At 30.7% G+C, this 20,231-nt stretch carries 20 protein-coding genes (1 of these 20 cut by a window edge); 8 read left to right on the forward strand and 12 right to left on the reverse strand.

The window, feature by feature from the left end; all coding sequences use genetic code 11:
- Positions 1–32 precede the first annotated feature (32 nt).
- From QHG34_RS05015 to QHG34_RS05025, 3 genes are read right to left on the reverse strand one after another with little or no spacing between them, the layout of a single operon-like run.
- Positions 33–617 carry a hypothetical protein gene (locus tag QHG34_RS05015; RefSeq protein ID WP_282629101.1) on the reverse strand — a complete coding sequence of 195 codons (585 nt, stop codon included), beginning with the start codon at positions 615–617 and terminating at the stop codon, positions 33–35.
- A complete protein-coding gene (locus QHG34_RS05020; RefSeq protein ID WP_282629102.1) occupies positions 617–1,579 on the reverse strand; it encodes a PorP/SprF family type IX secretion system membrane protein in 963 nt (320 codons plus the stop codon). Before QHG34_RS05020 ends, QHG34_RS05015 begins: the two co-directional genes overlap by 1 nt.
- Before the next feature lie 17 nt (positions 1,580–1,596).
- Entirely contained in the window at positions 1,597–4,692 is a 3,096-nt protein-coding gene (locus QHG34_RS05025; protein ID WP_282629104.1) for a T9SS type B sorting domain-containing protein, read from the reverse strand.
- Positions 4,693–4,808: 116 nt separating this feature from the next.
- On the opposite strand from QHG34_RS05025, the gene QHG34_RS05030 reads away from it, so the two are divergent.
- The 3 genes from QHG34_RS05030 (at position 4,809) to QHG34_RS05040 (ending at position 8,129) form a co-directional block, all read left to right on the forward strand.
- Positions 4,809–6,395 carry a peptide chain release factor 3 gene (locus QHG34_RS05030; protein WP_282629105.1) on the forward strand — a complete coding sequence of 529 codons (1,587 nt, stop codon included), beginning with the start codon at positions 4,809–4,811 and terminating at the stop codon, positions 6,393–6,395.
- Positions 6,396–6,451: 56 nt separating this feature from the next.
- Positions 6,452–7,288 (forward strand): DUF4197 domain-containing protein, encoded by an 837-nt coding sequence (locus QHG34_RS05035; RefSeq protein ID WP_282629106.1) that lies wholly within the window; start codon positions 6,452–6,454, stop codon positions 7,286–7,288.
- Positions 7,289–7,391: 103 nt separating this feature from the next.
- Positions 7,392–8,129 carry a DUF4197 domain-containing protein gene (locus QHG34_RS05040; protein WP_282629107.1) on the forward strand — a complete coding sequence of 246 codons (738 nt, stop codon included), beginning with the start codon at positions 7,392–7,394 and terminating at the stop codon, positions 8,127–8,129.
- 50 nt (positions 8,130–8,179) lie between these two features.
- Here the strand turns inward: QHG34_RS05040 and QHG34_RS05045 are convergent, their stop codons facing one another.
- The 6 genes from QHG34_RS05045 to QHG34_RS05070 form a co-directional block, all read right to left on the reverse strand.
- A complete protein-coding gene (locus QHG34_RS05045; RefSeq protein WP_282629108.1) occupies positions 8,180–9,349 on the reverse strand; it encodes a thioredoxin family protein in 1,170 nt (389 codons plus the stop codon).
- A 100-nt stretch (positions 9,350–9,449) separates the two neighbouring features.
- Positions 9,450–9,917 (reverse strand): hypothetical protein, encoded by a 468-nt coding sequence (locus tag QHG34_RS05050; protein WP_282629109.1) that lies wholly within the window; start codon positions 9,915–9,917, stop codon positions 9,450–9,452.
- Between the two features lie 86 nt (positions 9,918–10,003).
- Complete coding sequence (locus QHG34_RS05055) at positions 10,004–10,561, reverse strand: biliverdin-producing heme oxygenase (RefSeq protein ID WP_282629110.1); 558 nt, start codon at positions 10,559–10,561, stop codon at positions 10,004–10,006.
- 9 nt (positions 10,562–10,570) lie between these two features.
- Entirely contained in the window at positions 10,571–11,275 is a 705-nt protein-coding gene (locus tag QHG34_RS05060) for a hypothetical protein (RefSeq protein WP_282629111.1), read from the reverse strand.
- A gap of 175 nt (positions 11,276–11,450) precedes the next feature.
- A complete protein-coding gene (locus QHG34_RS05065) occupies positions 11,451–13,337 on the reverse strand; it encodes a S9 family peptidase (protein ID WP_282629113.1) in 1,887 nt (628 codons plus the stop codon).
- A 183-nt stretch (positions 13,338–13,520) separates the two neighbouring features.
- Positions 13,521–14,360: a hypothetical protein gene (locus QHG34_RS05070; RefSeq protein WP_282629114.1), complete on the reverse strand. Its 840-nt coding sequence runs from the start codon at positions 14,358–14,360 to the stop codon at positions 13,521–13,523.
- A 297-nt stretch (positions 14,361–14,657) separates the two neighbouring features.
- Here QHG34_RS05070 and QHG34_RS05075 point away from each other — a divergent pair, with 297 nt between their 5' ends.
- The 3 genes from QHG34_RS05075 to QHG34_RS05085 all read left to right on the forward strand — a co-directional run bounded on the left by QHG34_RS05075 (position 14,658) and on the right by QHG34_RS05085 (position 17,246).
- Entirely contained in the window at positions 14,658–14,909 is a 252-nt protein-coding gene (locus tag QHG34_RS05075) for a hypothetical protein (RefSeq protein WP_282629115.1), read from the forward strand.
- A gap of 105 nt (positions 14,910–15,014) precedes the next feature.
- Positions 15,015–16,559, forward strand: coding sequence for a SulP family inorganic anion transporter (locus QHG34_RS05080; protein WP_282629116.1), 1,545 nt, complete (start codon positions 15,015–15,017; stop codon positions 16,557–16,559).
- Between the two features lie 51 nt (positions 16,560–16,610).
- The gene (locus QHG34_RS05085) at positions 16,611–17,246 is read left to right on the forward strand and encodes a carbonic anhydrase (RefSeq protein WP_282629118.1); all 636 of its coding nucleotides are present in this window, start codon (positions 16,611–16,613) and stop codon (positions 17,244–17,246) included.
- Between the two features lie 63 nt (positions 17,247–17,309).
- Here the strand turns inward: QHG34_RS05085 and QHG34_RS05090 are convergent, their stop codons facing one another.
- Genes QHG34_RS05090 through QHG34_RS05100 form a run of 3 tightly spaced genes read right to left on the reverse strand, consistent with a single transcriptional unit; the run spans position 17,310 to position 19,139 of the window.
- On the reverse strand, positions 17,310–17,813 hold the full coding sequence (locus tag QHG34_RS05090) for a DUF7832 domain-containing protein (RefSeq protein ID WP_282629119.1): 504 nt from the start codon (positions 17,811–17,813) through the stop codon (positions 17,310–17,312).
- Between the two features lie 56 nt (positions 17,814–17,869).
- Complete coding sequence (locus QHG34_RS05095; RefSeq protein WP_282629120.1) at positions 17,870–18,634, reverse strand: hypothetical protein; 765 nt, start codon at positions 18,632–18,634, stop codon at positions 17,870–17,872.
- 52 nt (positions 18,635–18,686) lie between these two features.
- The gene (locus QHG34_RS05100) at positions 18,687–19,139 is read right to left on the reverse strand and encodes a type I restriction enzyme HsdR N-terminal domain-containing protein (RefSeq protein ID WP_282629121.1); all 453 of its coding nucleotides are present in this window, start codon (positions 19,137–19,139) and stop codon (positions 18,687–18,689) included.
- A gap of 3 nt (positions 19,140–19,142) precedes the next feature.
- Here QHG34_RS05100 and holA point away from each other — a divergent pair, with 3 nt between their 5' ends.
- Complete coding sequence (holA, locus tag QHG34_RS05105; RefSeq protein WP_282629122.1) at positions 19,143–20,153, forward strand: DNA polymerase III subunit delta; 1,011 nt, start codon at positions 19,143–19,145, stop codon at positions 20,151–20,153.
- A gap of 71 nt (positions 20,154–20,224) precedes the next feature.
- A protein-coding gene (gene trxB, locus QHG34_RS05110; RefSeq protein WP_282629123.1) for a thioredoxin-disulfide reductase crosses the window boundary here: on the forward strand, positions 20,225–20,231 show its 5' end (the start). It continues 938 nt past the right edge of the window; 7 of the gene's 945 nt are visible here — the first part of the coding sequence; its start codon is at positions 20,225–20,227; its stop codon lies beyond the right edge, outside the window.

Below are 20,231 nucleotides of genomic sequence, written 5' to 3' on the forward strand. Positions count from 1 at the left end.
AGAAAACCTTCCGAATTGGAAGTTTTTTTTTGTTATTTCTTGACTGGATAATCTTTATGATTTTCTTTTATCTTTTTAATCTTTTCGAAATTTGAATTAAAATTTCCATTAAACAACTTTTTTATTTCTTTTTGCTTAATCAACCAATCTTCCATTGGACTTCCTTTATTTATTTTAGTTGTATCAACTTCACTTAATAATTCTGTTACACTTTTATCTATTTTGATAATATTTTCAAAAGTATCAAAAATTAGTTGAGCCAAATCATTAGGTTGCATCACACTCCCCAATGTGTAAGACACTACCATCGGATAATCTTTATAATGTTTATATAATTCCACAATTCGATTATCATCTCTGTAAACTAGTTCTTCACTTGAATAGATTCTTAGGACATCGTTAGAATTTTTTGCTAAATAAAACAAATCATCATTTGACAATTTATCTTTTACTTTTTCAAATTTTGTGTAAACTTTACTTTTATTTCCTCCAACACCAATGTGAGGAGATTCAGCATTCTCTTCAAGTAATAAAGATTTAATCAATCTTTGATTCTTCAAAGATAATTGACCAAATGAAATAATAGGTAAGAAAAATAGAAATAAAATTCTTTTCATTACTCAAAACGTTCTCCCCAAGGATTTTGTAAATCAAAACCTAAACTAAATAACATTCCGTTTTTGCGTCCATCAACTTGATAATCTGACAAACCAATATCGTAAGAAACACCCGCTTTTAAAGCGCCAACTTTCAGTTTTAAAATTGGAGAAATAAACAACGGATTACTATTCTTAGAATCCATTCCTTGCTTGTAGCCTACTCCAATACCAACACCTTGTCCATTATCACCAAAACCAATATGCGACATCAAATTGATATCTAAATGACGCTCTGAACTCGAATTCATATTATAAACCAAAGATGGTTCTAATGCAATTCCTTCCGCTACATTCCATTTATAACCAAAATTAAAATAATACCAGGTTGGCAAAGGCTCAATATTATTGATGTAATATTCGTTTTGAGAAAGTGGAATATCTAAAACCGAAACTCCACCAAAAAATCCTGCATATTTAAACGATAATCCTAAATTGGCAAAAAATGTAGAGTATTTATCATCCCCATTCAACACAGGATCACCTGGTTCTCCTGCTATAATTTTAGAATAATCAAATCGTTGCGAAACATTAGATGCTCCTGCTCCAAAAGAGAAAACTGATGCTTCTTCAGAATCGTAGGTTCTATCCTCTAACGGAATATGATAAGCTGCATTAATTCCGAAACCTGTCATTTTAATTGCGCCATTTCGATCATTAAAAAACTGTGCTCCGATAGCTAATCGATCATAAACAATTCCGTGCGCACTTACTGTTTGCGTACTTGGGCTATCAGGCAAATCGTCCCATTGATTACGGTGCGTTCCTGTTACAGAAATTACGTTGGGGTCTTGTCCTGCATACGAAGGATTAATTAACATTCTATCGCTTACCAAATAGTGATTATAGAATGGTAATCCTTGTTGTGCTTCTACTTTCGATAACGAAAATACGGCAAGTATAATAAGAGATATTTTTTTCATAAAAGTGTTTCAATCAACTAATTGGTTTTGCGTTTTACTAATATACTACCAGAATACTGAACTTGCAATACATTTGATTCATTTATTGGCGTTAAAACATACCAATATGTATTTTCTGCAACTGGTTTTCCGTTGTGCATTCCATTCCATTCAATAATATTAACCCCTTCTTTATAGTAAATTTGTTTACCATAACGGTCAAAAATTATCAAACGGTACGATTCTGTTGTATCTCCAATTCCTTTTGGTTTCCAAACATCATTTATACCATCGCCATTTGGTGTAACAACATTTGGTAAAGATAAATAAGTAACAATACGAGGTTCTGAGATTGCACAATCATCAGAACTTACTCTAACTTTGAAATTCGTGAAATTATCAGGAATTATTAACTCATTTGATGTTTGATATGGAATTAAGACGTTGTCATTTTCATCAAACAAAGCATATTTTAATACTCCATTTCCTTTTGCCGAAACGATAATACTTTTTTCATTGATTTGAATTTTTGTAATGGTTGGTTTTGGATAATTATCGACAACTAAAGTTTTTACAACAGAACATTTCGAAGTCTTATCTTCAATTGTAATTTTATATGTTCCCGCAATAAGATTAAAAACGTCAACTCCAGCAACTTTTGATCCATCTTCTTTTTCTACTACATAATTATAATTTGCGTAATTAGCTTGTTTTGTAAAATCTAATTCGTACAGTTTATCTGTACAAATTAATTCTTTCGACGGAACTACAATAGCCGGTAAACTATTTTTTTGATAATACAATTTTACAGTAACCGAACCACAATAATTTGGATCTACCAACTCAATATCTACAAAACTTTTATTTGGAGTAAACTCTCTAAAAATTTGATCTTTATCTTTTAAAGAAGTAAGTGAATAATTGTCCTTAATGTATTTTAAAATAGTGTCTATTTCGTTTATTGCATATGAGTCTCCTCCTTCACAATAAACAATAGAATGACTAGAAATATAACTATTAAGTGCTGGTGGAACAACGCTTAAACTTGTTTTTTTATTAACGATAATTGTTTTCTCTGTAACACATCTATTATCATGTATATTCTTAAAAAGTACTTTTATTTGAGCTTTTCCACTTGCATCAAAAGTTAATGGTGTAGAGTTGTCGTGCATTATCTCTATTGGAAATAAATTAATCGTATTCGCTCCAAACAACTCACTTAAAACCTGATCGTTAATCGTTATCAAATTGTTACAGTCTGCTGTCAATTCTTTACTTGGATTTTGTACATCTGGTTTTGTAACTACTTGAAGTTTCAATTTTAAATCTTCCGACCAACACATTTCTCCAATTGGTTTTACTCGAAAAGAAATTAATTCATCTTGATTATCATTTAAATGTATGTCTGAAATACCTTGAAACTCTAAATCTGTACGTCCAAGCTGCGTTTTAAGATGATTTTCTATTTCACTTTTTGAGAAATTATATCCTGATCCAATATCAGTACAAGTAGAATTTAGTGTTTGCAACGTCACATTACTATTATTGAACATTGGTTCTCTTAGATCAAAATTTAACTCCTTTGCTGTATCACAAATTGCATTTCCATTATCTGTGGCTAAAGCTTTTACGATAATTTTTCCTCCTTTATTTGTTTTTATATAGGTAAATAAATCTGTTACTTGAGTAATTCCATCAGCTTGAAAATACTTTAGTATATATGATTTTCCATTCTGAATTTCCGTAATTGCATCACTTACATGAGCTTGTGAAAAATCTGCTAAACAAATATTATTAATTGAAGCATTTTGTATCGTAGCCTCAGAAGTTTTAGTAACCTCAAAATTAATTGGATTACTTATACAACCCCCATTTCTTGGCTTTACTTTAACTTGATAATTCAAATTTGAAGTGATTGGAGTCATAGTTCCATTACCAATATTCGCTCCATTCAAAGTTACAATCAAATCATAATCATTTCTTGAAAAAGGAATTTTAGAATAGATTTGATCAAAATTGATTTGATAACTTGAACTACATGTAGCATCAGAAATGGTTCCTGTTAATATTGGTGTTCCTTGTATTAATTTAATTATTTTTTCTTCAGAATCAACTGGACAACTTCCATTATAAGAAACCACAATTTTAAGATTAGCAACTTCTCCTGCATTTAAATTAATTACACCATTTTCTGTAAATAGAGTCCCATTTATAGTTTTTATTCTATAATTAGAAAGATTTGTTCCTACTGGAAAAAGTAAATTTAAAAGCTTAATCTCCTTTAAAACATAGGTATTTGTACATTCAAAAACCTGAATAGCTGATGAATTAAAATTAAACTGATGTTGAGGAATAAAACTTAACGGAATTGTATAAATATATTTTAGATTACCAGAAGCATCCTTTACTTGTGCATACAACGTAGTTGCATTAGAAAAAGTTGTTCCTGAATTTACAACTGTACTAAAAGTATTATCTGAATAAATTGTAATATTATCTAACCCAGAATTTGAGCGTATTTCATCATAAATTTCTTGATATGTATATGGAATATTAAAACAATTTGTATTGAATCTCATAATAGTTCTTTCTTCAGCAACATTTATTTTGATATCAAAAGGATCAGTATTCGACGATCCGTAAACAACAATAACTATTGTTTCACCATTTTTTAAAATCTCTCCTCCTTCAAAAGCTTTTGCATAACCAGTAGCACTTGATGTAAAGTTTGATTCACATATATTAGTTAAGCCTTCTCTTAAACCTTTTATATTAGTGGATCCTTGAACAGATCTATTAGCCTTAATTGTTCCACCATTTTCAAAAATTGCGGTTGGTAATCGTCCTGCAGCTAACTTCCAAACAACAAAACGAAAATCAGGTTTTGTTGCAACTAAATCAAATGCAAAAGCCATATCAAAGTTTGCTTTAAATGAATAAAACTTATAATTATCTGAGAAATTAACACTACAACCAGCTCCCGTTGGTGTAGAAACACTAAAAACTTGAGGGTTATTATCTAATTTTTCTCCAATAAATGTAAAACCTCCAGTCAATGGATGAATTGTAGGATAATTCTGTCCAAAAACAGTCAAATTCATCATCAACAAAAACAAGTAAAAAATCTTTTTCATAGGTCGTTCTTCATCTATTTTTTAATAACGCAATTTAGGATAGAATATTCTCTTCATTATAATGTTTCGTGTTTTCTTCAGATAAACTATCTTTGCATCCTGAAAATTTGATTAAAATGTCTTTAGTACAAGAAATAAATAAACGAAAAACCTTCGGAATTATCGCCCATCCCGATGCTGGTAAAACAACATTGACAGAAAAGTTATTACTTTTTGGAGGTGCAATTCAGGAAGCTGGAGCTGTAAAAAGTAACAAAATTAAAAAAGGTGCAACTTCCGATTTCATGGAGATTGAACGTCAACGTGGTATCTCGGTTGCAACTTCTGTTTTAGCGTTTGAATACAAAGGAAAAAAAATCAATATCTTAGATACGCCTGGTCACAAGGATTTCGCCGAAGATACTTTCCGTACATTGACAGCCGTAGACTCTGCAATTGTTGTAATTGACGTTGCAAAAGGGGTTGAGGAACAAACAATCAAATTGGTAGAAGTTTGTCGTATGCGCAAAATTCCGATGTTGGTTTTCATTAACAAAATGGACCGCGAAGGAAAAGATGCATTTGATTTGATGGACGAAGTTGAACAAAAGTTAGACTTACACGTTACACCACTTTCTTGGCCAATTGGTATTGGAGCAACTTTCAAAGGAATTTATAATATTTGGGAAAAAAACATCAATATTTTTTCTGGAGATAATAAACAAAAAGTTTCTGAAACAACGAAAGTAGAAGATTTATCAAATCCTGAATTAGATACATTAATCGGAACAAATTACGCAGAAAATCTTCGTAACGAGATTGATTTAATTGATGGTGTTTATCCAGAATTTGATATGCAAGAATATATGGACGGAAATTTACAACCCGTATTTTTTGGTTCTGCTCTTAACAATTTTGGTGTGCGCGAATTATTAGACGCTTTCGTAGACATTGCTCCTACTCCACAATCTAAAGAAACTGATGTTCGAGAAATTGAACCTTACGAAAATAAATTCTCAGGTTTTGTATTCAAAATTCACGCGAATATGGATCCTAAACACCGCGACCGTTTAGCATTTATCAAAATCGTTTCGGGTAAATTTGAACGTAACAAAAATTACTTCCACGTACGTCAAGGTAAAAACATGAAATTCGCAGCGCCAAATGCTTTCTTTGCTGATAAAAAAGAAGTTGTTGACGAATCTTTTGCTGGTGATATTGTAGGTCTACACGACACAGGAAATTTCCGTATTGGTGATACATTAACAGAAGGAGAAAAATTTTCTTTCAAAGGTATTCCTGCCTTTTCACCAGAGCATTTCCGCTACATTAACAATGCTGATCCAATGAAAGCAAAACAATTGGAAAAAGGAATTGATCAATTAATGGACGAAGGTGTTGCGCAGTTATTTACTTTAGAAATGAATAATCGTAAAGTTATCGGAACTGTTGGTGCACTGCAATACGAGGTTATCCAATATCGTTTGGAGCATGAATATGGAGCAAAAGCTACTTACGAACCATTTTCTGTTCACAAAGCATGTTGGGTAGAAGTTGAAGATGAAAAATCAGAAGAGTTCTTAGAATTTAAACGTGTTAAACAACGTTATTTAGCAAGAGATAAATTTAATCAATTGGTATTTTTAGCAGATTCTGCCTTTACAATTCAGATGACGCAAGAGAAATTCCCTTCTGTAAAACTACATTTTGTAAGTGAGTTTTAATTTTTGGTCTTATAATTGAATAATGACTCAAAATTTTAGTTGAAAAATTAAACAAAATGAAAAAGATTATTTTTAGTGTTGCCATAATTTCTGCCTTTTCTATTACAGCAAAAGCGCAAGATTTAGAATCTATTTTTGGAACAATAAAAAAAGAAGTAGATAAAGTTAATACAACAAATAAACCAAAATCTACTACAAGTTCAACAGCAAAAATGGATACTGTAAAAGTTGTAAACGGATCAACACAAACCACTACAACAAATAAACCATTAGTACTAAACTCTAATTTATCAAATAGCGTTATTTCTTCTGGTTTAAAAGAAGCTTTATCAATTGGTTTAACTGATGGAATAAAATCCTTAAGTCAGAAAAATGGTTTTTACAATAATTCTATTGCAAAAATTTTGATGCCAGAAGAATTACAAACTGTAGAGAAAACATTGCGTTCTCTAGGAATGGGAAGTTTAGCGGACAAAGGTGTTAAGTTATTGAATTCTGCGGCAGAAGATGCCGTATCAGAAGCTGCTCCAATATTTGTTAATGCCCTTACATCTATGACAATTACAGATGCAAAAGGAATTTTGTTAGGAGGAAATAATTCGGCTACAAATTATTTAAAACTAAAAACAAATACAGATTTAACGAAAGCTTTTCAACCAAAAATTGAAGCTTCTCTTGGTAAAGTTGGTGCAGATAAAGTTTGGAATAATTTAATTTCGAGATACAATACGTTAACTGGTAATAAAATTGACACCAATCTTAATGCTTACGTTACGCAACAAGCAATAAATGGTGTATTTAATATGGTTGCCGAAAAAGAAGCTGGTATTCGTGGAAATAAAGCTTTACAAACAACTACTTTATTACAGCAAGTATTTGGTAGTGTAAAATAAAACAATCAAATAATACATATTCAAAAATCGGAAAGGTTAAATACTTTTCCGATTTTTTAATTTTTGCACAACTTTTGTTTAATTGTATTAAAAACATAATAAAATGAGAAGAATATACCTACCATTACTTATTTCTGGTATTTTCCTATTTTCGGGATGCGCAGAAATGCAAACGATTTCTAATCAACTTCCAGGAATCTTAACACAACAAACTGGTGGAATAAATGGTGTTTCTAATTATACCATTTCAACAGGTTTGAAAGAAGCCTTAACAATGGGTGTAAATGACGGCGTTCTAAAACTGGGCCAAACCAATGGTTTTTACAACAATTCACTTGCTCGAATTCTTTTACCAGAAGAACTACAAGGTGTAGAAAAAACATTGCGTAGTGTTGGTTTAGGTAGTTTAGCAGATCAAGGTTTGAAGTTATTATATTCTGCCGCAGAAGATGCAGTATCAGAAGCTGCTCCAATTTTTACAAATGCAATTACAACAATGACTTTTCAGGATGCTGCAAATGTTTTATTAGGAGGCAACAACGCAGCAACTAATTATCTTGAACAAAAAACTACAGCTCAATTAACTACAGCTTTTAAGCCAAAAGTTGCTAATTCACTTGGAAAAGTTGGTGCAGATAAAACTTGGACTAATATTATCTCAAAGTACAATGCTATAACAGGAAAAAATATTAATACAGATTTAAATGGTTATGTGACCGAACAAGCTATAAAAGGAGTATTTAATATGGTTGCTGAAAAAGAAGCAGCAATTCGAGGAAATTCTGCGCTTAGAACAACAAGTGTATTACAACAAGTTTTTGGATTACAAGATCACAAATAAAAAAGCGGTTAATATACTTAGCCGCTTTTTTATTCCTAGATTATTAAAACTTATAAACTGTCCAGTATTTTTTGAGTTCCTTCAAAATCTTCTCCACTTGCCTTAGCTAAAGAAATTGCTTTTGTTGCCCAAGTTTTAGCATTTTGTTTATCACCAACTTTGTTGTACAAATTTGCTAAAGTATCTGTATTATAATAACCTTCTTGTTTTTTCACGGATTCTTGAGCCCATGAAATTGCTTTTTGCAAAGCAGTTTTATCCGTTACATTTTCAAAAAATTTCCACGAAACTTCATTTAGTTCCATCGCATCAACGTTTGATACATCAGCATATTTATCTAACATTAACTTTTGCCAAGTCGGAATATCTTTCTTTGCTAATGCAATTCTAGCTTTTACAGATAATAATTCTTTTTGCGCTTCTTCTTTTGTTAAGAATGCTTCAGCTTCTTTTATATAATTACTCTCATTAAGAGTTTTAGTCTCTTTATTATAATTATTTCTGTACACTTTTGAGATTAAAAGTCCATTGTTTATTTTAGTATAAGTAGCTGGTGTAATAGTTTTTTCTATTTCAGTTTTTTTATCTTGAAAAATTTTATACATCTTACTGTCAACAGAATTTATACTCTGTAAAAGTAAGTTAACATCTTCTTTCGTTAAATCAGTTCCTTTTTTAACATCAAAGTATTTCGTTAAAATTCTGGCATATAAATCTTGATCAGAATACATTGTTTTAACCGCAAGGTTTTTCAAAAAATCTGGATCTTTTTCTCCATCTTCAAAACGTTTCACTAACGAACTCAACCTTGCTTCTGGATTAATCGCATCTTTACCAAACTGTATAAAATCTTCTTCTTTCACATAACCCAATGTACGGTGAACTTCGTTTCCGTTACCATCAATAAAAAGATATGTAGGATAAGCTTTTACTCCATATTTTTTCGCTAATTCTAAACCTTCTCCTTTTTCCATATCTAATTTTGCATTAATAAAATTAGCATTGTAGTAATCTCCAACAGATTGTAAAGGAAAAATATTTTTTACCATTAATTTACAAGGACCACACCAAGTTGCATAAGCGTCTAAAAAGATTAATTTATTTTCTTTTTTGGCTTTTTCTAAAGCTTGTTTAAAACTAGATTCTTCGAATTTTATACCAGTTTGTCCAAAAGAAAAGACACTTAATACAATTATCGTTAGTGTTAATAATTTTTTCATTATTTCATATTATGTTATGAGAACTAAGTTAAAGAAAAAACAACAACATTTCTCAGAAAAAAAAATTATAAATAAAAAAATCGGAAGAAGTTTCTTCCGATTACTGTTCGTCCCTTGTAATAATTAGTTCAAAAGAGTCTTTCGTATTTTTATCTCTAAAAAACAATAAAAGTCTATTCGCTTTTATAATACCATAATCAAAACGCATATTATCCGCTTTTTCAAAATAGATAGTATCATTCTTCATTGTATAATTACCTACTTTTGTATTTTTACCAAAGCAAATATCTGTCAAACGGTACGTTTTGTTTTCCTTTAGCTCAAGCGACACTGTACAACTTGCAACACCTTCATAAAAACCAGTTATAATAGTTTTACTTCCTAGTTTATCAAAATTGATTATTCCAGTAGGCTTAAAACCAACTATAATTAAAATTAGCCCATAAAAACCTATAAGCCAATTTCTGCTTTTATCTTCAAACTCAACTTTGGAAGTTTTAAAAATTTGAATCCAAAAATCTATAAAAATAAAAAGGTAGATGATAAGACAACCAAAAAAGATCATCATATCATATTCTGTATTAATAAAATAAGAAAATGTAGAATATAGTAATAAGAGTATTCCTAATATAAACTTAATAGAAAATCGCCTTATCATGCAAAACTAATCAAATCTTCGTAGGCTTTTTTTGCTCCTTCTAATACTTGTTTTTGCTGTTCTTCATTTGTAAATTCTTCATTAATATAGCTTACAAATGTTTTCCAACTCTGTCCCAAATTCTCTCCATAATGACCAAAATAATTAAACTTTTGATCAGCTAAATCTGGGTATTTTTTTAACGTTTTTGCAATAACATTTCCACCTAACATAGAACCTTCAATCACATACAAAGCTCCAATAGCTTCAGCTCTATTTTGTAGATTAGCTTTTTTTGAAATATTAAGTTTAGATAGACTTAACTCATTCAGATCTTTTTCTATTAATGATAATTTATCTAGATTAGTTTGTACAAAATTATGTAAATCATTTTCTGATAATAAATCACGAATATCTTTCTCGTAAACTTCTAAAAAAAGATGGTTTACTTGCAACATTTTATAATAATCTTGATCAGTAAAAGTTCCGTCAAACAATTTTTTTGAAGCTAACTTTCCTTCAATCTCATCGTGATAATTTGCTGTACTTGTTTTTAATAATTCTGATAACAACATAATACTTTTTTACAATTCTTCTTGTTTTTTGAGCTTCAAGATAAATTTTTCTAATTCTAAATCTTCTGTTTCAACCAATTCAAAATCTTCAAATTGTGACATTTTAGACTGAAAAAATTCAATTACTTTTTCTCTTTCTAATGATTGATCAATTTTTATTCCGTTGAATTTTATATTTTTCATGTAAACATAAAAATCATAATCAAATTCATTTTCGCCAAGATAAGTATTCGCTACTTTTCCTTTCCATTTTATATCAAAAACACCAAAATCATCCGTATTTAAAAATGTGATTTCGTGTTGCGCAACCGTGTCATTACCTAACATAGAAATACCAAAAGCCAAATCTTCTGGTTTATCAAGATCAACTGGAAGTGGGTCTATTTCATATGTTTTTTTATTAAGATCAATAAAATCTAATTGCTCTAAATTCGTAATCTTAATTCCTTTATTGTGCCAATATGTACTCGAAATAATGCAATGATCATAATTTATCCAAAGTTGCTTTTCGGCATTTTCTTCAGAAATATCATCAATTTCATCTAAATCGTCTTTATACTCTTCCTCTTCATCATAATTATCAGTCTCTAAATGAAGATCCATCCAAAGCTCAAAATTTTGATCCAAGCGAGCGCTCCAAACAAAATCTATTACCTTGTGTCCGTTAGTAAATGGGCTATTCGAAAAATATATTTTGTTATTATCCTTACTCATAAATTGGGTTTTGACTTCCGATTTGAATTTACAACCTTTATTCTAGTCTACAAAATTTAATAAAATTTTCAAATCGTTTATTCAATATTGTAATTGAGTATCAAAGAAATAAAAAAAGCGCAACATTTAGAGAGGTTACGCTTTTAAATTTTTGTTATCTTAATTAACTAAATTCTTATAATGTTTCTTTTAACCATTTAAAGAATTCTGTGTGCCAAATTACCGAATTTTGAGGTTTTAACACCCAGTGATTTTCTTCTGGGAAATAAATGAAACGAGATTTGATTCCTTTTAATTGTAAAATTTGATATGCTTCCTGTCCTTGTCCCATTGGTACACGATAATCGCGACCACCTACATAGATTAACATTGGCGTATTCCATTTATTTACTAATTCTGTACTACTTGGATCAAATTTAGCGTACGTTTTCTGTGCAGCTTTATTATTTGTATCCCACCAAGCGCCACCAGCATCCCAGTTCGTAAAGAAAATTTCTTCTGTTGTACCATACATCGATTTCAAGTCAAAAACACCATTATGAGAGATAAACGATTTGAAACGACCTTCGTGAATCCCAGCTAAATAATAAACAGAATATCCTCCGTAAGATGCACCAACAGCACCACGACGATCTTTGTCTACATATTTTTCTTTCGAAATATCATCAATTGCAGCCAAATAATCTTGCATTACTTGTCCTCCCCAATCTTTCGAAATTTGTTCATTCCACTCTACTCCATGACCTGGCATTCCTCTACGGTTTGGTGCAATTACGATATAACCTTGCGCAGCCATTAATTGGAAATTCCAACGTGGAGAATAAAATTGTGTTAATGCAGATTGTGGTCCACCTTGACAATACAATAAGGTTGGATATTTTTTATTAGGATCGAAATTTGGCGGATAAATTACCCAAGCATGCATTTCTTTTCCGTCTGTTGTTTTTATTTTACGCGCTTTTACATCACTCAAAGCAATGTTATCAAAGATGTCTTTGTTCTCGTTTGTGATTTGATTTAATTTTCCTGATTTCAAATCAACAACATAAATTTCTGCAGCGTGATTAAGATCTGTTTTTGTAACAATTGCTTTATCACCAACAATTTCTTTGATATCTGCAATATCAAAATCTCCTTTTGTAATTTGTTTAATTACAGGAATATTTCTTGTTTTGAAATTAACTGCAACTTCAAATAACTGAATTGTACCTCCAACTGGTGCATTAAAATAAATTTTTGATCCATCGTTGCTCCATTTATAACCTTGTACTGTTCCGTCCCACTGTTTTGTAATATTCAATTCAATATCACCACGACGAACAATCAAATCATTTTTATCAGCTTCGTAACCATCACGAGCCATGCTCAAAAAAGCAAAATCTCCTTGCGAAGAAAAACTTGGTGTATTATCGTACCCCATTTTTCCTTCAGTAATATTTTTCGTTGTTTTAGAAGCTAAATCATACTGATAAATATCTGTATTTGTGCTTAACGCGTAATCTGTCCCAAATTTCTTTTTAGAAACATACAAAACTTTAGTTCCATCTGGCGTCCAAACAAATTCTGAAACTGAATATGGTTCGTCTTTTAAAACATCAATTTTAGTCGAACCTTCTTTATTTTCTGACACAAATAAATGATCGTAATTACCATCATTCCACGTATCCCAATGTCTGTAGTTTAATTCGTTATAAATCTGAACATTTGATTTGTCCATTTCTGGATAATAATCAGAACCAAAGACTTTTTGTAATTTAACTTTTTCAGTTTCGGCTTTATATTTTTGATCTTTATTAAGAGATTCGTCTGCTAATAAAGTTTTGTAATCAGCAATTTCAGAAGCTTTACCTCCTGCCAAAGAAACCATATAAGTTTTAGAAGTATCTTCTTGCGTTTTGACGTTAGTAGAAGTTACTTTATAAATTAAATTCTTTTGATCTTTTGTTACGCCTACTGGAGAAACTTTTTTTACTTGCCATAATAACTCTGGCGTCATCACTTTTTGTCCCATTGCAGTTGTTGTCATTAAGATACTTGCAACTAATATTGTAAATCTGTTCATTGTTAATTTATTCGAAATTCTTGTAAAAATAGACATTCTTTGTCTACAAACCGAAAAAAAATGGTACAAAAAAAGACATCACATATCACAAAAAGTGTATAAATGATGTCTCCGCCAATAATTTTTTAAAACGTCTAATCGATATTTAAAATTAGGCTAAATATTTTAAATTAAATAAGTTAATTAAAAGTTTAACTTATTTTTATGAGTAAAAACGGGTATAATCGCTCCAAAAACCAAGTTTTGTTGAGAGAACACAATGTTTTGTTTTGCTTTATCAGATTTGTCCGCAGTTGTACGAATATCACTCAAATTTGCATAACCTCCTTTCAATTCTGCTTGTACAAAGAAATAATCCCAAAAAGTAAAGTTAATCCCAACCATTGCAGCCGTTGCGAAACCAGCTAAATGAAACTCGTCATAACGCTCGTTACCCATCAATTTTACGTTAGATCGTGGATACAAAATCCCTGCTCCCAAACCAGCTGTTACGTTAACATCGATTCCTTTTCCGTTTTTTGTAATTGGAAAATGTTGAATGTTATCAAAACGACGAACTTCTATATTGGCATAGTTTAGACCATCTGTATGTTCAAAAGTTAAGAAATCTTCTGTCAATTTTTTGTCTACATTGTTATATGTTCCATCAAACTCTGATCCTGTATTGATATTTCCATTCATCTTCACAACTTGATCCTGATCCATTACATATTTCATATGGTCAATTCCGAAAGAAATGTTCCAATTATCTGAAACGAAATATCCTAAACGAAAGTTATATTGAGGAATTGTCATAGAACTTGGATTGAAATACTTGATTCCGAAAGAAGTTTGACGATCATGTGCTACCACATTATCTAATGTAAAATCATACCCATTTCCTTTAAATTGGATATCCGATTTTGTGTATTGCGCGTGATTCCATCCCCAATAAACATAAAATTTACCTTTATTATTTTTTCCCTGTCCAAAAGTAGTTGCGACTAATGCAACTAAAAACATAACACTTATATACTTTTTCAAAATCTATATTTTTTGCAAATTTATAGCTAATAATATTGAGCAAAAATGATTTATGATATTAAATTCAGGTCAAATAATATTTAAAATCAATAAACATTGTTAAGCCTCATAAAATAAAATGATAAATATTTATTAAAAATAATGTCTCCTATTTTGTAATTAAAAATTAAAATATATTTTTGTGGCACAATGAAAGACTACCTGATAAAACATAGCATTGGAATTTTTTTCACGCTACTTTTGGTGTTCAGTACGAACATGCAAGGGTTGGCGGGCTATTTAGATTATCAGATAAAAATGGAACAAAAGGACAAAAAAGATTCTTCTGACCATGATCAAAAAGCATTGTTTTCGCAAACTTCTACAGAAGAAGAAAATAATCAAAAAAATTCTTCGAGCGAAATCACAGAAAAAATACATTATTTCCACGAAATAAAATTGTTTACATTTTTTAATGTGAAACAAGCTACACATTCGGATTTTCATCATTCTAATGCATATGCGTCATTAGACAATGGTGTGACAACTCCGCCTCCTGAATTAATTTAATTTTTTAATTGATTTTTTGCATCATTCTATTCAAATCTTATTGAATGAACAGCAAATTTATTTTTATCATTTCAAATTATTAAATAATTCATTTTTAAAACTATTATGAATCTTTTTCAAAATTGGAAAAAGGACATACCTGCGAGTATTGTTGTCTTTTTCGTTGCATTGCCTTTATGTTTAGGTGTTGCGTTGGCCAGTGGAGCGCCTTTATTTGCCGGAATTATTGCGGGAATTGTAGGAGGAATTGTTGTTGGTCTTATTTCTAAATCTCAAATTGGTGTTTCTGGTCCTGCGGCTGGTTTAGTTGTTATTGTATTAACTGCGATTACAGATTTGGGCGCTTACGAACTATTTTTAGTAGCCGTTGTTATCGCCGGAATTTTTCAGATATTACTCGGTGTTCTAAAAGCCGGAGTTATTGGTTATTACTTTCCGTCTTCGGTGATTAAAGGAATGTTGTGTGCCATTGGTATCTCAATTTTCTTGAAACAAATTCCGTTAGCGTTAGGGTATACAGAAACATTTAGTTTTAGTAATTTTAGTTTAGATTTTATCACGCCAGGAGCGATTATTATTACAGCAATCTCTTTATTTATCTTGATTGTTTGGGATAATATTTTAGGAAAAAAATCAAACTTTTTCAAATTATTACCAGGATCATTAGTAGCCGTATTAGTAGGTATTTTGTACCAGGTTACAATTGGTGATACCAACCACGAAGTATTTTCTATCGACCACAATTTATTAGTAAAAGTTCCTGTTCCTGAAAGTGTTTCAGATTTTTTAGGACAATTTACTTTACCTGATTTTGCGTCTGGATTAACAAATCCTATGGTTTGGCAAGTTGCCTTTACGATTGCAATTGTAGCATCTTTAGAGTCTTTATTATCAGTAGAAGCAACAGATAAATTAGATCCATTAAAACGTCAAACGCCTACAAATCGCGAGTTAATTGCACAAGGTATCGGAAACTCTTTGGCAGGATTAATTGGAGGTTTACCTGTAACACAAGTTATCGTTCGTTCGTCTGCAAATGCGATGAGTGGTGGTGTTTCTAAACTTTCTACAATTACTCACGGGGTTTTATTATTGGTTAGTGTAATCTCTATTCCAATGTTTCTTAACTTAATTCCAAACGCCGTTTTAGCTTCAGTCCTTTTAGTAATTGGTTACAAATTAGGTAATCCAAAACAATTCTTGGATATGAAAAAATTAGGAAAAGATCAGTTAATTCCGTTCGCAGTAACAGTTATCGCAATTTTGGCAACAGATTTATTAAAAGGTATCATCATTGGTCTTATTGTTGGTGTAGTGGTTTCGTTAATCAAATCGTACAACAACTCGCACGTAATGTTGGTAAAAGAAGGTAACATTTTTCACATGAATTTTGCTGAAGAGGTAACGTTTGTAAACCGCGGTGCAATTGTAAAAGAATTAGATGGTTTGAAACCAGGTTCTAATCTTGAATTAGATGTTCGTAAAACACGAATTTTAGATTATGATATTATTGAATATTTAGATGAATTTAAAGTCAAAGCAAAAAATAATAACATTAATATTCGACTAATTTCCGAACGTGGAACAGTCGATAATCCCCCATCATTTAGAGAGTTCTTTGGTTACGTATTAGTTGCCGGAGCTCATTAATCTGAAAAAAACATTTTTAAAATTAAAACACACACAATAAAATTAAATATAATGAAAGCACATACATCAGAAACTCAAGCAACAACAACTCCAGATAAAGCGTTAGAATTTTTAAAGGAAGGAAACGCAAGATTTGTTCAAAACCTAAAAGCAAACAGAGATTTACTTTCACAAGTGAATGACACAAGAGAGGGACAATGGCCGTTTGCAGTTGTATTAAGCTGTATTGATAGCCGTACTTCTGCGGAACTTATTTTCGATCAAGGTTTAGGAGATATTTTCAGTGTGCGAATTGCGGGTAACTTTGCTAATCAAGATATTTTAGGATCGATGGAATTTGGTTGTAATGTAGCTGGTTCTAAATTGATTGTTGTCTTAGGACACTCTAAATGTGGCGCATTGAAAGGCGGATTAGATGCTGCTGCAATTCACACAACGGAAATGAATAATTTGTGTCATTTGGTTGATCATTTCAATCCAATTATCGACGAAATTATAAAAGAAGGAGAAGAACGTTCTTCTAAAAATGCAGATTTGTTAGAAAGATTAAATCACCAAAACGTTATACAAACAATAGAAGATATTCGTAATCAAAGTACAACGCTTAACACCTTAGAAAAAGAAGGGAAAATCAAGATTGTAGGTGCAAACTACTGTGTAGATTCTGGTGTTGTTACTTGGTTATAAGAACAATTAATTCTTTAGATAAGATTTTTAGTAATGTAAAAGCCACTCTGCGAGTGGCTTTTGTTATTTAGAAGTAAATGTTTTCCATTCCTTAAATCTACTATCAATCTTTGCTTCAATAAACAAATAATTTTGTTCTGAATCTTCAACATGATAAACAGATTTTTCGTCAATAATCTTCTCAAATATCTTTGTGTAATCATCCAAATATGATCCATAATTCTTAGAAAAATCACTATTAACTTCGTAGTAATCATTTGTAAATTCCCTTCCAATATCACTTAAATCAGCAGACAAAAACTTACCATCTGAATATCGATTAATAAACTCCGCTCCTGTCATTGTGTTATTTTTCACAGAATCAATTCCAGCTTGTGAATCTTCTTTTAATTCTGAGGAAATTAAATCATTATCAATACACCATTTCATATACATACCAATATGAGTTGACGCATTTTCTTGAGCTAAATCATTTGGAAAATCATTTCCGTAATGCCAAGAAGCATCATCATATTTAGAAATTTCTTTAGAAGAACTTTCTTTCTGTTTTAAACAATTTATATTCAAAACAAGTACTATAAGTAGAAATATTTTTTTAATTATTTTCAATTAATTTTCGTTTTTTATAATGGTTTAAATGGTATCACTCCTTTTTTAATCAGCTCAGATTTTATTCTATCTGCATAATTATTCGCAAATTTTTCTTTTTCCTTTTTCGGAAGATTTGTATAAATATCATTTCGTTTCTCCCATTCATCAAATTCTTCATCTCCATAACCTGGTTTTTCTACTTGTTCAAAATAATGCACATAATGTCCAAATTCATGTAATAATGTTCTATACAACTGTGTACTTCTAGCAAATTCAGGTTCTATTTTAGATGTAAAATATTTATTACTTTCTTCAAATATATGTCCGTCATTTTTAAGTCTTTCAAATTCTTTTCGTTCATCAACTGATAGTTTCTTATTCAAAATCAATCGTGATTCTTTATCAATAAATTCTAAAATAATAGCAGGAAAATCTTTTCTTTCAAATTCATATAAATAAATTAATCTTCCCCAAACACTCGAAATAATTTGCTCCTTTCGCTTTGGTTGTCTCAAAACTATAAATTTTAATTCTCCATAATCCTCAACAGGTATATTTGAAATTATTTTCACAATATCATTTATTGAACATGCGTGAACAGAATTTGGTCTAGTATCTTCTACTACAAACACGAACTCATGATTATTAATAATCCTACTTTCTTTTTTATAAGTTGTTAGTTTTTCATAAAAAGATTGATAATTACCATAGGGAGTAGAAATCGTCAGTTTATTATTCTGACCAAAACCCTGTTTGACTGTACCTATATTTCTATTTCTTCTCGAAGGATTAAACATTATCAACTATTTCTTTAAAAATTTCTCATCAATAAATCAACACATTAGCACGTTACCCCTTCTTCGGCAATTCTTTCAAGAAATTATATCTTTTTTGAACAAAATCCATCATACAATAAAAATGATTTAAACCATTGGTAACCATCAACAATTGAGAACCTAACACAATATTGTAACGTGCAATTTGATCAAAAGTTGTTTGCGAAATTGCAATATGCGGCGCTTTACATTCCACCATAATAAATGGTTTTTCTTGCTGATAAACGACAATATCTGCACGTTTTCGCATTCCTGTAATATCAATTGCAACTTCCAATGCAATCGCAGTAGTTGAATAACCCAAATCGTTGATTAAATAATTCAGAACGTGTTGCCTAACCCATTCTTCAGGCGTATAGACCAACCATTTTTTTCGAATCAAACAAAAGATATACAATTTATCTTGGGCTTGTTTCAATCTTATTTGGTATTTTTCGGAAAAATTTAATTGTACTAATTCAGTCATTGTATGAGTCCTGTAGAATCTTTGATCAAAGATATAAAAAACAAAAACTATAAACCGATTTACTTCTTGGCGGGCGACGAGCCGTTTTTCATCGATCAGGTAACTGATTTGTTGGAAGCGAATATTTTACCAGAAGAAGAAAAAGGTTTTAACCAAACAATAGTTTACGGACAAGATGTAGAAGTTGGACAATTGATTGGAATGGCGCGTCAATATCCGATGGGTGCAGAAAAATCTGTAGTGATTGTAAAAGAGGCACAACATCTTAGCCGTTCGATAGATCAGTTGGAAATGTATGCGAATCAAGTACAAGATTCGACGGTTTTAATTATCAATTACAAAGGAAATTCACTTGATAAACGAAAGAAAATCTACAAAGTTCTGAATGAAAAAGGGTATTACCACGAATTCAAAAAAATTTATGAAAGCGAGTTACCTGCTTGGATAGAACAAAAAGTTGGAGATAATCAATTTAAAATTGAACCAAAAGCAAAATTTCTATTGACGGAATATGTGGGTGCAGATTTATCTCGTTTGAACAATGAATTAGAAAAACTCTTTACAATTGTTGGTGCAGATAAAACTATCACACCAAATCATATTGAGGAACATATTGGGATTAGTAAAGATTATAATGTGTTCGAACTTCGAAATGCAATCGAAACGAAGAACATCGAAAAAGCATTCAAAATCATTAAATATTTCGAGAAAAATCCAAAGGATAACCCGTACGTCGTTTCAATCACAACAATTTTTAATCTGTTTACAAACATCATTCAAATTCATGTTACCCCAGATAAATCGAAGCAAAATTTGGCAAAAGTCTTAGGAATAAACCCCTACTTTGTACAAGGAATGATGACGGCTGCGAGTAATTATCCGCTGAAAAAAGCTACGAGAATTATCTCATTTATTCGTGAATATGATTTGAAAGGAAAAGGTGTTGGAACTACTGGAAATGTGACACCAAGCCAATTATTGATTGAATTAGTGTATAAAATTATGAATCTATAATTTTCATCTATCTAATGAATCAAGAAAACTAAATAAGAAAGACTAAATTTGTAAAAAAATAAAACAACACAATGGAAA

This window comes from Empedobacter sedimenti, assembly GCF_030005555.1.
Classification (GTDB): Bacteria; Bacteroidota; Bacteroidia; order Flavobacteriales; family Weeksellaceae; genus Empedobacter; species Empedobacter sedimenti.